This window comes from Cohnella herbarum (genome assembly GCF_012849095.1).
Taxonomy (GTDB): domain Bacteria; phylum Bacillota; class Bacilli; order Paenibacillales; family Paenibacillaceae; genus Cohnella; species Cohnella herbarum.
Genome location: NZ_CP051680.1, coordinates 7,347,507 through 7,360,197 on the forward strand (window position 1 = coordinate 7,347,507; position 12,691 = coordinate 7,360,197).

A 12,691-nucleotide genomic window follows, 5' to 3' on the forward strand; every position below is an offset into this window, starting at 1 on the left:
GTATCATGAGAGATCCGACAATCGATGCAACCGGGGAGCTTGACGTCATGTTTGAATTGCAGGGTTATCGTAGGATAGAGAATCTTGGAAGCCAAGAAAATATCAGCTTGTTCCGGTTGCAGCGATACGAGGATGGTCTGAACGTCATTGCCAAGACGACGCGCGATGCTTATTCGAACGAGCAACTGGCTGCGGCCTTTCGCCATGAGTACGAGATGCTCAGAAAGCTGTGCGGTAAGGGAGCGTTAGAAGCGTATAGCCTAGAAAATGTAGCGGGGCGTCCGGTATTGCTTCTCCAAGATATCGGGGGTTATACGCTCGAACAAATCATAAACGCGCGGGGGCTGAATTGGAACTGCGCGAGTTTCTTCGTATCGCCATTTGTGCAGTCGACAGTCTAATGCAAATTCATAGGGAGAAAGTTATGCTTCATGAGATTACGCCTCGTCATATTCTCGTTAACCCCGACACCTTCGAAGCTAGATTCCTTGATATTCGATTATGCTCTCATGGCTCGGCGAAGAGCCCTCTTTCTTCCCTAACAGACCGTTCTGATTTTGTTCTGCCTTATATATCGCCCGAGCAGACAGGTAGGACTGGATTGACTCCGGACTACCGATCGGATATCTATTCGCTTGGCGTTACGCTATATGAATGGCTGTGCGGCAGCTTGCCGTTCGAGCTCAAAGATGTGTTGAACATCGTCTATCATCATCTTGCGATCGTGCCTCAGCCGCTTCACGATAAGCTTGTCTCGATTCCTAGAATCGTGTCCGATATTATAGGCAAATGTATGGAGAAGAGCCCCGATGATAGATATTCAAGCGCGTACGGGCTCAAGTCGGACTTGGAAACCTGTCTATCTCAATTGGAGAGAACGGGAAAGGTAGAACCGTTCACGCTGGCTACTCGGGATATTTCGAATCGGTTGACCCTTCCTCCGTTGTTGTACGGTCGAAGCGCGGAGCAAGCGCGCCTTCTCGATGCGTTGAAACGCGCGTCGGAAGGGAAGGTAGAATTAGTCGAGGTCATCGGCAGCGGCGGAATCGGAAAAACCTTCTTCGTCATGGAAACACTTAGTCAACAGGTGCTTAACGGTGGGGTGTTTGCGAAAGGCAAAATCGATTCCCATCGGGCTGTTTCTCCTTACGACGTATGGATTCAGGCGATTAGCGAATTGGTTGGTCGATTGTTGTCGGAAAGTAAATTACAGATCGAAGTATGGAAACTGCGTATTTTAGCCGCATTAGAGGGACATGCTCAAATTCTGATCGAACGGGTTCCTAAGCTGGAATTGTTGATCGGACCGCAACCTTCCGTGCAGCCGTTACCTCCACTCGATGCTCAACGTCAGTTCCATCTCGTTCTAAATCGATTTTTCCAGCTTTTCGCTTTAAGGGAACGGCCTCTTATTCTATTTCTCGACGATCTTCAGTGGGCGGACGAAGCTTCGCTTCAGTATTTGGCTCATTTGTTGGAAGACTGGGAGACGAAACATCTGCTTGTCGTCGCGGCTTATCGGGATGAGGGATTCAGGGTGCAGAATGCTTTCAGCCATATGGAGACTCGATTGACGGAGCGAGGCGCAACGATGAGCCGTATCCATCTGAACCCACTCGTGGCTGAGGATTTGAAGAAAATGCTGGGCGAAGCCATGCGCGATATCAGTGGGAATACTGATGATTTTGTCACGGTACTGCTGCAGAAAACAGACGGAAATCCTCTGTTTCTTAAGCAGATTCTCAAAGATTTATTCGAGTCCAAACTGGTTGCATTCGATGAATTCAGCGGTAGATGGAAATGGGATTTACTGCGTATAGCGGAAACTAACGTTGCCGATAATGCCGCTGCTTACATCTCGGGGAAGCTTAAGCATCTCCCTTCTCCCATCGCTATGGCACTAAGTCGAGCGGCATTTTTAGGGAGTCCGTTTACATTGGAGAGTCTGCTCCCTTTTGTCGAACACTCCGCGGAGCAATTATCGGAAATTTTGGATCAAGCCGTACGTGAAGGGTTGTTGCAAGTCGTCAGCGAGGTCACAGGGCTGTACCGGTTTCAACATGACCGGATTCAGCAGGCAGCTTACGAATTGATCGATGAGCCGGAACGCTCCGATCTTCATATGCGAATAGGAACATCGTTGGCACAGCGTATGAGATTGGTCGGAGACGTTAACGAGTTCGAAGCGGTTAACCATTTAAATCGGGCATGGCATAGGCTTGAACTTCAGGAACAAAAACAAGAATTGGCACAATTGAATCTATTGGCGGGAATAACTGCCAAGCAATCAACCGCGTACGAGACGGCTCTAGAATATATGCGTCGCGCAATGGCGCTGCTCGCCGACGTCGATTGGAGAACGGAATACACGCTTGCTTTTCGCATATACAGAGAACGGGCGGAGCTTGAATTTCTATGTTCGAATTTCGAAAAGGCAAGCGAGCTGTTTCGGTTGTTGTTGACGAAAGCGAATTCCAATATGGACAAGGCGCTTGTCTATAATTTGATGATTCAAGGAGAAGCCAGCCAAGATAATTACGCTGAAGTCATCTCCTTGGGACTTAAAGCATTGGATTTATTGAACATCAAGCTTCATCGTCAGTCGGTTCAACTGCTACGTCAAGGGTTTCGGTTGAACCGCAAGCTTCGAAAGCATACGATCGAATCGATTTCCCTCTTGCCCCCCATGAGTAATGAAGTAAGCAAGGTAGCGATGTCCACTTTGGTTCACGCAAGTAATGCTTGGTTCTTCACCGATAAGAAGGGGTGGCTCGCAGCGGCGTTCATGATGGTGGAGATGACGCTGGATGAGGGGATGACTCCTGAAGCTTCGATCGGTTTTGTCGGATATGCAATGTACCAGTGCTTTACCTTCAAACGTCTTGTGGAGGCATTCAAATGGGGCATGCTCGCTTATGATCTATCCAGACCGTATCCGACATTGCACGTTAAGACGCTTACGGCGTTCTCCCTGTGTAATGATAGCTGGCGGAAATATAAGCCGGAATTGCTTGACTTGTTCATCGAACGTGCGGGCAAAGTCGGATTGGAGTCGGGCGATCTGTGGCAAGGCAATCAGAGCGTATTGATCAGTTGCGGTACAATGTTTCAGTTCGGGCGTCCGCTTAGGGAGATTTACGAACGGTTGCTTGCGTATTACGGAGACCTTCGGCGACATAACAACGAGTTATTATGGAAGCAGGCGATCGTATTAGTCGCAACCTGTGTAAGGCTTACGGGCTATCGCGCACCCGGAGATCCATTCCCGATCGAGGACGTTCTCAAGCCGGTTTTTAGCGATTCGGTTCATGGCGATAACACTCGATTAATTGAGGAAATGGTCTGTGGCTATCAATATATCCCTGGGTATATTTTTGGCCGATATCAAGAAGCGAATGAGGCTTTGAAGAAATCCGCTGCGATTATCTCATCGCGTTCGAGAGAGGACGTTGCCCATACACATCAATGCACCTACGAGGCGCTCGTCTGCGCGCAGCTCTACGAGGAGCTTCCCTCCAAGGAGCAAAGGGCGTGCTGGTCAAGCATGCGCAAAGCTCTGAAAATCATCGGCGCATATGCCAAGCGCTGCCCCGAAAACTATCTGCATAAATACTTGCTCATTCAAGCCGAAATGGCCCGGCTGAAGAAGAATAACCGTCAAGCCGAACGATTGTACGTCCAATCGATCGAAACGGCTCGAACTTACGGTTTAATTCATGATGTAGCCATAGCAGCGGAATGCTGCGGGAAATACGGCCTTCGTCAAGGCAATCTGCATCTGGCGAAAATTTATTTGACGGAGGCCTATGAAGCGTATCTTCAATGGGGAGCCAAGGTGAAAGCGGTCGATATGGAGCAACAATATGGACAGCTTTTGAATATTAAGCGGGAGTCCGGAATAGATCGCATGGATTACTTGTCGGTAGCCCGGTCTGCGCAAGCGATGTCCGGCGAAATGGAAATGGGTAACTTACTGGACACGATGATGCGCATGATGCTTCATAATTCGGGGGCGGAATTCGGAGCGCTCTTGTTCGAGCAAGATAGCGGCTGGGCGGTCGAAGTGTACGGAACGGCGGAGAAGCTTAATATCGGGTCCATACCGGTCGAATCCATCCCGAGCGAACAATTTGACTTGATGCCTGCGGCTATTGTCGGATACACGATCAGAACGAGAGAAGAAGTCGTTCTGCACAATGCCGCGAAAGAAGGGATGTTTGTCCATAACTCTTATGTGAGGAACAACGGGATCAAATCCATTCTCTGCTTACCGATTATTCACCAGAATAAGCTGATTTGCATGCTCTATTTGGAGAATAAGCTATCGCCCAACGTTTTCACGTCGGAGCGGTTGGACGTCTTGAAGCTGCTCGCGGCGCAATGCGCCATCTCAATCGCGAATGCGAAGCTGTTCACGGGAATTCAGAAGCTTAAGAATAGCTTGGAAAATCAGGTGGAGGAACGGACGCGGAGCCTGGAACGCTCGATGCTCGAGACGTCGGCGGCATTGGCTGAGGCGTCCGTCTATGAGGAACGGAATCGGATCGCCCAAGAAATCCACGACATCGTCGGACATACGCTCACTTCTACGGTTATTCAGATCGAAGCGGGGAAGCGGTTGATGAATAAGGACGCGGAAGGCGCAGCTCAGCGTCTGAACGAAGCGCAGGATCTCGTTCGGCACAGCCTCACCGAAATTCGCGGTTCCGTTCATATGTTGAAGGAGGACAAATACAACAATGTCGCTTTGATGATGAACCAGCTTATTCGGGATACGGAGCGAAATGCGGGAGTGATCGTGCGATCGACCGTTCAAGATTTGCCGGAACTCACGACCGCGCATAAGAAAATGCTCTATCATGCGTTGCAAGAAGGTTTGACCAACGGGATAAAGCATGGCGGCGCATCGGAGTTTCATTTCGAATTGGTCCTTGTCGGAGCGTCTATTCAATTCAGACTCGCGAATTTCGGTAAGAGCGCGGACGCGATCGAATTGGGGTTCGGCCTAAGGGCCATGAAGGATAGGGTCGAGCAATTGGGAGGAGATCTTACGATCGATTCCGGGGTGGGCGGAGGCTTTCATTTGCACATCGATTTGCCGTATCCGATACGTAGGACGGGGGATAGAAAATGAAGAGGATTTCGCTTGTTATTGCCGATGATCAAATGCTGACGAGGGAAGGCCTTCGAACGATTCTGGACTTGGAAGACGACATGGAAGTGATCGGCGTAGCCAAGAACGGAGAGGAAGCTTGCGAGTTGGCAGAAGCGCACCAACCTAGTCTCGTCTTACTCGATATCCAGATGCCGGTAATGGACGGTATTGCTGCATTGAAGCGGATCATACTGAATTGTCCCGATACGAGAATCTTAATCCTGACCACGTTCATCGACACGGATTACATCGTTGAAGCGATGGCGAGCGGAGCTAGCGGCTACATGCTCAAGGATATGGATGGGGATAAAATGATCGCTTCGATTCGCGACTCGGTCGCCGGCCAGTTCGTTCTTCCTGCCGCCGTAGGGGCCAAACTCGCGGCGAGAATGAGCCAGCTCGCGGGGGATTACGAGCTTTGGCACAAATCAAGCGTTGCGGGAATTAAACTGACCGAGCGGGAAGAGGAACTCGCCAACTTAATTTTACGCGGGATGAATAACCGGGAGATCGCCGACATTCTGCACATCGCGGAGGGCACGGTTCGGAACTATATTAGCAGTCTGTATGGCAAACTGGAGGTCGTCGACCGAGCGCAGGCGATCATTCGCCTTCAAGCTCTTCTTTGAATACGGGAGGCCGGATTAGGGATAAGCAATAAAGAGATGGCCGTCAAGTACAGAATGCTCTTGTACTCGATGACCATCTCTTAGATTCAGCGGTTATGTCTTAGTTGCCTTCGCGTTCCTGCTCCCTCATTCGCGTCATCTGCTGCCATACGGAACCCGCGGCTTCTTCGCCGTTCTCAATGCGGGCGACCGCCATTTCCGCTTGCAGCTTTACCTCGAACTCGCTTTCGCTAGCCGTCGTCCGGCGCAGCGCTTCCAATGCGGTATCGTCGCCGGCCTCGTAGAGGAACCGCGCGGCGCGCCAACGGACGAGCTTGTTGGAATCCTCCAACGCTTCGATCATCGGTCCGATCGCGATCGGATCGCCGATATCGGATAAAGTATCGCCTGCGGTTCGGCGAACGGCTCCCGATGAATCCTTAAGCGCTTCGAACAAGAGCGGGAACGACTCCGGCGTACGTAGGTCTCCCAAGTAAACGACCGCCAGTCTTCGTACCGACATCTGGCTGTCCCTGAGCGCGCGAGCGACGACGGAAATCTCTTCCGGCGTCGGCTTCAACCGCTCCAACGCCGCGTAACGCTCGCGCCAATCTTGAGAGTCCAGCGCTTGCAGCACCTGTTCACCGGTTAGCGGAGCAGGCGGAACCGGAGGCGCCGCTTCCGGCCCTGCGGCTTTCGCTTGCTCGACCAAGTCGCGCAGCCTCGCCGCGGAATACGCCGCCTCAAGCTCGCGTTGAACTTCGTCCAACACCTCTTGCGGTTCGCCATAGCGTACGCCGAGATCTTCCAACATGCGTTCGCGAATCATCGTGGATCCCGCCGCCTCGCTTACGGCTTGAGAAAATCGTTCGGGCATCGCCGCCCGATATTCTTGACCGCCGCTGCGCACCCGGAGCTGCATCGGAATGCCGCGGAACATTTGGACGCGGACATGCGCCTCTCCGAATCCTTCCGTATCCGCCGCGGACAAGGTCAGCGATCCGTTATCCGCGACACCGAATACTTGTTTCACGCCATCCAATATCGCTGCCCAATCCGCATTGCCCTTGCGATCCAGCGCCAAGAAATCGGAAGTATGGAAGATCGCCTTCACGCCGGGAACTGCTAACAGCTTCGCGATCAGAGGCGTTGCGGGCGTCTTGGAGTCTTTGCCGTAATTCAACTGAACGCCTGGATCGAGCCTGACGTCCACGTTCAGCTTCATCGTATTTGGACTTGGGGTAGGCTCGATGGATAATAATTTCATGGAATACCCCTCGCTTTCTTCTGTTTACTCCACAATACCTTAATTCCGACTATTTTGCCAAAGAAGCGCGATGCAATACTTTATTCACATTCACAGGAGTTACCATATTTCATTTTATTTTACGAAATGCTACAATCAAATGGCCGGACATCCGTATAAGTGGATGCCTTGAGAGATAAGGAGGTCTAATCTAATCTTATGGAGAAGCTTCAAACGGATAGCAAAATCCCACTTTACGTGCAAATAAAAGAAATAATAGCAGAAGACATCCGTACAGGCAAATTGCAGCCGGGGCAGCCGATCCCCCCGGAATCGATGCTTTCCGAGCAGTATGCGGTCAGTAGGGCAACGGTCCGTCAGGCGGTTACGGATTTGGTGCATCAAGGACTGTTGGTCAGACAGCAGGGACGAGGAACTTTCGTAAATAGACCGAGAATCGAGACGAAGCTGCGTAACCTGTACAGCTTCTCTCAGGACATGATCGAACGGGGGTCGAATCCGGAATCGCGCGTCATCGAGTTCGAGATCGTGCTTCCGAAGCCTGCGGTTAAGGAAAAGCTCAATCTTGCGGATGGCGAGTTGGTCATCAAGCTTGTCCGTCTAAGGTTAGTGGACGATGAGTTGATCATGCTCGAAACGACCTTCGTTCCGTATAACCTCTTCAGCCGTCTGACGCAGGAGGAAGTACAGAACCACAAGTCTTTGTACTCCTTGTTCGAGGAAAAGTACGAGATTAAGATGGACCACGTCGTCGACTATTTCGAGCCTATCCTCGTGGACGACTTTCATTCGAAAATGCTGGAGGTCCCCGTCGGAGCCCCGGCTTTATATATTGAAAGGATCGGCTACATGGACAAGGATGTCCGCGTGGAGCTGTCTCAGTCGGTCGTTCGCGGCGATCGATGCAGATATTTCGTCGAATTGTTTCGAGTCTAAAATGCGGCGTCGATTGTTGCGATTTGAAGATTCGAGGAATGCGCTCGATCCTTAAAGAAACCTTTGGAGGTTACTTCCGAAGGTTTCTTTTTCGTTCACGCTAAAATAAAAAAATATTTTTAAAAGAAGGGTAGTCACACCTAGGTGTACTGATGTATATTAAATTCATACGGACAACCATATGAATTGTCCGGACCAATTTTGTTTTGGCTGTTATTACCGGTTTCTGTCTGGACGAATTTATGAGAAAAACAAAATGGAGGGGATTCCATGAGCAAAGTGCGCGCAGCTGTCGTCGGATGCGGGAATGTGGCAACTTGTTATATTCCGAACATGAAAAAAAGCCCTTACGTCGAAGTGGTCGCCGTCTGCGACAATCAAATCGAACGGGCGAAGTCGTTGGCCGAAAAGTATGAAATCGATCGTTACTACGGTGATTACGAAGAATTGCTAAGAGATGTCGAGTTCGATCTTCTCGTCAATTTGACCTCAATGCCTTTTCACGAACCCTATAGTCGGCTTGCTTTGGAGGCGGGAAAACACGTATGGGTCGAAAAACCGATCTCAACCGAGATTAAATCCGCACATGAATTGGTTGCTTTTGCCAAGCAGCGCGGTCTAGGTTTATGGGCTGCTCCGAATTCACCCGCTTCCCCGGCATTCCGCTATATGTCCGAGAAGATTGCATCCGGGGCGATCGGCAAACCGTTTACCGCCCATGGAATCTATGGAACGACCGGCCCTTCTTGGGGACAGTGGTTTTACAAGAAAGGCGGAGGTTCCCTGTTCGACCTAGGAGTATACAACGTCACGACGCTTACGGGATTGTTGGGCCCGGCCAAATCCGTCGTGGCCATGTCCGGCATCGCGATACCGGAACGCACGATTGAAGGCGAGACGGTGAAGGTCGAAGCGGACGACAATATCGCGCTCGTAATGAATCATGGCAATGCCGTTTTTTCCGTTGTGCAAAGCGGATTCGTCTACGGAGCCCAATCGGAGGATTGGACGATTCAAATTATCGGAACCGGCGGAGCAATGGTGATGGAAGGCTTCGATTGGGATCCGCGCGGAGTCCGCGTATGCAACGGAGCGACCGGAATATGGACGACGGAATGTCGGGATCAAGGGGATTACGCATGGGATGGCGGGGCGAGCTATATAGCGGAATGTCTTGCCACGGGCAAGAAACCCTTGATGACCGGAGAGCATGCCGTTCATGTTATGGAGATCATGGACGCGGCGCATGAAGCCGCGGAAACCGGACGGCGCGTAGAGATCGAATCCTCCTTCGCTCCGCTTGCCGGACAATAAAGCAAAGTTTCAGCAGGATGGGTTTCTGTAGAGGAGAGAGGAAATGAATCTCGGCGTATTCACGGAATATATCTCCGCGGCAACGATAGAAGAGCTTGCGTTCAACATCGGAGAAATGAATTTGCGAAGCGTCGTTCTTAGTTCCTATCCGGGTTTGGACATAGACTTCGATCGGCCTTCGAAAGAACATTGCCATCGCATCAAGACGGCTTTCGCGCAAGCTGGGATTGAAATCGCTGCCGTTTCCGGGTACAGCAACCTGCTTCACCCGGACGAGAACGCCAGGAAGACGATTCATCGTCGATTTGTCGGAAGCATGCGGCTCTGCGAAGGAATAGGCGCTTCGATGCTTTGCTCGGAGACGGGCACTTTCCATCCGAAGAACGAGTGGGAATGGAGCCCGGATAACGTAACGGAGCAAGCGATGGAGCAATTGGTCGAATCGATCCGACCGCTCGCCGTCGAAGCGGGCAAGCATGGCATTAACCTCGGCTTCGAGCCATACGTGATGAACGTCGTTCATTCTCCGCGACGAGCGGACGAATTCATAAGACGGTTGGCGATGAATAACGTGAAGCTTGTTGCCGATCCGGCGGGCATGTTGACGGCGTCCACGTTAAATACACAGGCAACATTCTTACCGGACATGTTCCGGTATATCGCTCCTCATATCGGGCTCGTTCATGTCGAAGATTGCCGCCCGGACCCGGAAGGCCATTTTCAATGGCTGGGCGCCGGAGAAGGCGAGATCGACTACCCCTTGTTTATGGAGTTGTTGATAGGTAGCGGGTATAGCGGTCCCCTTATTTTGGAGCATTTGACGGAGGAACGTATTCCCGAATCGAGGGAGTTCGTAAGGCGGCAATGGATCGACGCAACAATGCGCTTAGGAAGGAGCGGCTACGATGATTAGACATCTAATCGTGTTTAACATACGAACAGGCGCCACGCAAGAAGAATGCATGCGAGTTATTCAACGAGGCCGGGAGCAACTGCTGACCATACCCGGCGTTATCCATTTTTCCTTCGCTATCTCGGTTAACTTAGACGCGAGGTATAGATATAGCCTGGCTATTGATTTTACGGATGAAAGCGTTATCGAGAGTTACAAGCATCACCCGGTACATGTCGCTTACGCGGATGATTACTTCCGCCCACTTGCTACGGATAGATTAACGATCGACTACAGACTTATAGACTGAGGTTGCCTATGAAAATGATCATTGTCAATAACTACGAGGAGATGAGTGAGGCCGCCACGGAGCTTGTCGCCGACGCGATAACGGCGAATCCATCGCTGAAGCTCGGATTAACTACCGGTAATACTCCGGTCGGACTTTATAGCCGTTTATGCGAACGATACCGTGCAGGAAACCTTCTATTGAATGAAGTCCGCGTGATCTCGACGGAAGAGTACTTAGGCGTACCTCCGGAAGATCAGCGCAGTCTCTTTTCTTGGCTGAACCGAGTATTCATACATCCATGCGGAATCGCTCCCGACCGGATTATTCGCATGCGGGGAGAAGATATGGAGCCTCAGCTCGTTTGCGAGCAGTTTGATGAAGAGATACGGAATGCCGGCGGGATCGACCTGATCGTCGAAGGAATCGGCCGCAATGGCCACATCGGGTTTAATGAGCCCGGATCGTTGCCCGCCGCCCGGTCGCGTATCGTAGCACTGACTAACGAGACACTGGACCACAATTATCAATATTGGCATCATTCGGTTCCGCAATACGGAATGACGATCGGCCTGGCGACGATATTGGCGGCGAAGCATATTGTGCTGATGGCGTCCGGAGCATCGAAGGCGGAGTCGCTGCTCCAGGCATTGACGGGACCGGTAACGGCCGACGTTCCTGCCTCTTACTTGCAGAACGTCCCGAATGTAACGGTTGTAGCGGACAAAGAAGCCGCGAAATTGATCGTTGAACGTCAAGGAGCTTTTCTCGAAGGGAAGGTACAAATCGCATGTCGATATTCTTAGGAGTGGATATCGGAACCTCGGGCATTAGAGCTGTCGCTTTTACCGAACGGGGAGAGACGTTAGAAGAAGGCAGGACGGAGCTGAACACCGCATATCCGGGCACCGGTTATGTCGAGCAAAATCCGGAAGATTGGCGGAGGGCGTTATTCGCGTCACTGCAAACGCTAACCGCTAAGTTGGGCGGACGAGCGAATGAAGTGCAGGGGATCGGTTTAACGGGACAATGCCCAACGTTTACGCTGCAATATCCCGACGGTAAAATGTGGCATACCGCGCTTTTGTATCAGGATAATCGCGCGATTACCCAGAGCGAACGGCTGATCGAGAAGTTTGGCCGAGCGGAGCTGCATCGCAGAACGGGGGAGGCTCCGAGTCCGTTTTATATCGTTCCGAAGCTGATGTGGCTGCAAGAGCATCGGCCGGATTGCTTAGTCGACGGGGCTGTCGTTGTTCAGCCGCGAGATGCCGTCGGTTGGTTTCTGACCGGCACGATGGCAACCGATCCAACTCACGCCGCCTGCACGTTGGCTTACGATATCGAAACGGGGGACTGGATGCGGGATTGGCTTGAACGGTTAGGCTTAGATAGGCTAAGTTGGCCTCGGATTATCCCGTCGAACGGCATGCTCGGCAAGCTTAGCGCGGAAGCGTCGAAACTGTCCGGGTTACCTGAGGGAATTCCCGTTGCCATGGGGGCGGCGGACAGCCTATGCGCCGTCTATGCGATACAAAAAGACGAACCGGTCGTGTTATACGATGTAAGCGGCACATCGACATGCCTGCATCTTGCGGTGGATCGGCCTGTTGAATCGTATGCGGTCAATACGTATCCCTACCTCGAGCAGGGCAAATGGTTGGCCGAGGTAGGCTTAAATACGACGGGGATTGCGCTCTCTTGGCTTGCGAAGTTATTTGGTAAGACACTCGCCGAGCTGATGAACGAAGCGGATAAAATCGAACCCGGTGCGAACGGTTTGTTGTTCCTGCCCCATCTGGGCGGAGGAGAACGCGACGTGCCGACTCGGCCGGGCGGGTTCATCGGACTGCATCTCGGGCATACGCAAGGGGATATGGCGAGAGCGGTATTGGAAGGCGTGGCGCTCGCTCTCCGTCAGCGAATCGAGTTGCTGGAACGATCGGGCTCTGCCGTTCGCGAAGTCGTCGTTTGCGGCGGGGGAGCTAGAAGTGGGCTTTGGAATCAAATCAAAGCGGATGTATTCGGACTGCCGGTTTCAGCTGTGGACCCGCCGGATACGACCGTCTTGGGAGCGGCAATGACGGCTATGCGAATGCTAAATCTTGAGCCTAAAGCCGCTTCGTCGGACTTGATTTCTTATTTTCCGGATTTAAGGAACAAAGAAAGATACGAGGGAATTTACATGCGGTTCGATAGAATCGAGGAACAACTCAAATAGGACGGAGGA

General features: G+C 51.7%; 10 protein-coding genes. 9 read left to right on the forward strand and 1 reads right to left on the reverse strand.

The features are described 5' to 3' along the window. Positions 1-5: 5 nt before the first annotated feature. The 3 genes from HH215_RS36585 to HH215_RS30845 are packed head-to-tail and all read left to right on the forward strand — an operon-like array spanning position 6 to position 5,784. Positions 6-401: a hypothetical protein gene (locus tag HH215_RS36585; protein WP_254450278.1), complete on the forward strand. Its 396-nt coding sequence runs from the start codon at positions 6-8 to the stop codon at positions 399-401. Continuing rightward, complete coding sequence (locus HH215_RS30840; protein WP_254450279.1) at positions 401-5,134, forward strand: AAA family ATPase; 4,734 nt, start codon at positions 401-403, stop codon at positions 5,132-5,134. Before HH215_RS36585 ends, HH215_RS30840 begins: the two co-directional genes overlap by 1 nt. Continuing rightward, a complete protein-coding gene (locus HH215_RS30845) occupies positions 5,131-5,784 on the forward strand; it encodes a response regulator (RefSeq protein ID WP_169283387.1) in 654 nt (217 codons plus the stop codon). Before HH215_RS30840 ends, HH215_RS30845 begins: the two co-directional genes overlap by 4 nt. Before the next feature lie 100 nt (positions 5,785-5,884). Here HH215_RS30845 and HH215_RS30850 read toward each other — a convergent pair whose 3' ends face one another. After that, the gene (locus HH215_RS30850) at positions 5,885-7,030 is read right to left on the reverse strand and encodes a virulence factor (RefSeq protein WP_169283388.1); all 1,146 of its coding nucleotides are present in this window, start codon (positions 7,028-7,030) and stop codon (positions 5,885-5,887) included. 198 nt (positions 7,031-7,228) lie between these two features. On the opposite strand from HH215_RS30850, the gene HH215_RS30855 reads away from it, so the two are divergent. The 6 genes from HH215_RS30855 to HH215_RS30880 all read left to right on the forward strand — a co-directional run bounded on the left by HH215_RS30855 (position 7,229) and on the right by HH215_RS30880 (position 12,682). Then, on the forward strand, positions 7,229-7,966 hold the full coding sequence (locus tag HH215_RS30855) for a GntR family transcriptional regulator (protein ID WP_169283389.1): 738 nt from the start codon (positions 7,229-7,231) through the stop codon (positions 7,964-7,966). Positions 7,967-8,236: 270 nt separating this feature from the next. Next, positions 8,237-9,280: a Gfo/Idh/MocA family protein gene (locus HH215_RS30860; RefSeq protein ID WP_169283390.1), complete on the forward strand. Its 1,044-nt coding sequence runs from the start codon at positions 8,237-8,239 to the stop codon at positions 9,278-9,280. A 43-nt stretch (positions 9,281-9,323) separates the two neighbouring features. Further along, positions 9,324-10,193, forward strand: a complete 870-nt coding sequence (locus tag HH215_RS30865; protein WP_169283391.1) for a sugar phosphate isomerase/epimerase family protein — start codon at positions 9,324-9,326, stop codon at positions 10,191-10,193. Continuing rightward, complete coding sequence (locus HH215_RS30870) at positions 10,186-10,482, forward strand: Dabb family protein (RefSeq protein WP_169283392.1); 297 nt, start codon at positions 10,186-10,188, stop codon at positions 10,480-10,482. Before HH215_RS30865 ends, HH215_RS30870 begins: the two co-directional genes overlap by 8 nt. 8 nt (positions 10,483-10,490) lie before the next feature. Beyond that, a complete protein-coding gene (locus HH215_RS30875; RefSeq protein WP_169283393.1) occupies positions 10,491-11,267 on the forward strand; it encodes a 6-phosphogluconolactonase in 777 nt (258 codons plus the stop codon). Further along, positions 11,252-12,682: a xylulokinase gene (locus tag HH215_RS30880; protein ID WP_169283394.1), complete on the forward strand. Its 1,431-nt coding sequence runs from the start codon at positions 11,252-11,254 to the stop codon at positions 12,680-12,682. The genes HH215_RS30875 and HH215_RS30880 overlap by 16 nt, the downstream gene beginning before the upstream one ends. The last annotated feature ends 9 nt before the right edge of the window (positions 12,683-12,691 follow it).

Excerpts from the sequence above, each read along its gene's own strand:
- HH215_RS36585 (WP_254450278.1), top strand. The coding sequence starts at position 6 with ATGAGAGATCCGACAATCGATGCAACCGGGGAGCTTGACGTCATGTTT.
- HH215_RS30840 (WP_254450279.1), top strand. The coding sequence starts at position 401 with ATGCAAATTCATAGGGAGAAAGTTATGCTTCATGAGATTACGCCTCGT.
- HH215_RS30845 (WP_169283387.1), top strand. The coding sequence starts at position 5,131 with ATGAAGAGGATTTCGCTTGTTATTGCCGATGATCAAATGCTGACGAGG.
- HH215_RS30850 (WP_169283388.1), bottom strand. The coding sequence starts at position 7,030 with ATGAAATTATTATCCATCGAGCCTACCCCAAGTCCAAATACGATGAAG.
- HH215_RS30855 (WP_169283389.1), top strand. The coding sequence starts at position 7,229 with ATGGAGAAGCTTCAAACGGATAGCAAAATCCCACTTTACGTGCAAATA.
- HH215_RS30860 (WP_169283390.1), top strand. The coding sequence starts at position 8,237 with ATGAGCAAAGTGCGCGCAGCTGTCGTCGGATGCGGGAATGTGGCAACT.
- HH215_RS30865 (WP_169283391.1), top strand. The coding sequence starts at position 9,324 with ATGAATCTCGGCGTATTCACGGAATATATCTCCGCGGCAACGATAGAA.
- HH215_RS30870 (WP_169283392.1), top strand. The coding sequence starts at position 10,186 with ATGATTAGACATCTAATCGTGTTTAACATACGAACAGGCGCCACGCAA.
- HH215_RS30875 (WP_169283393.1), top strand. The coding sequence starts at position 10,491 with ATGAAAATGATCATTGTCAATAACTACGAGGAGATGAGTGAGGCCGCC.
- HH215_RS30880 (WP_169283394.1), top strand. The coding sequence starts at position 11,252 with ATGTCGATATTCTTAGGAGTGGATATCGGAACCTCGGGCATTAGAGCT.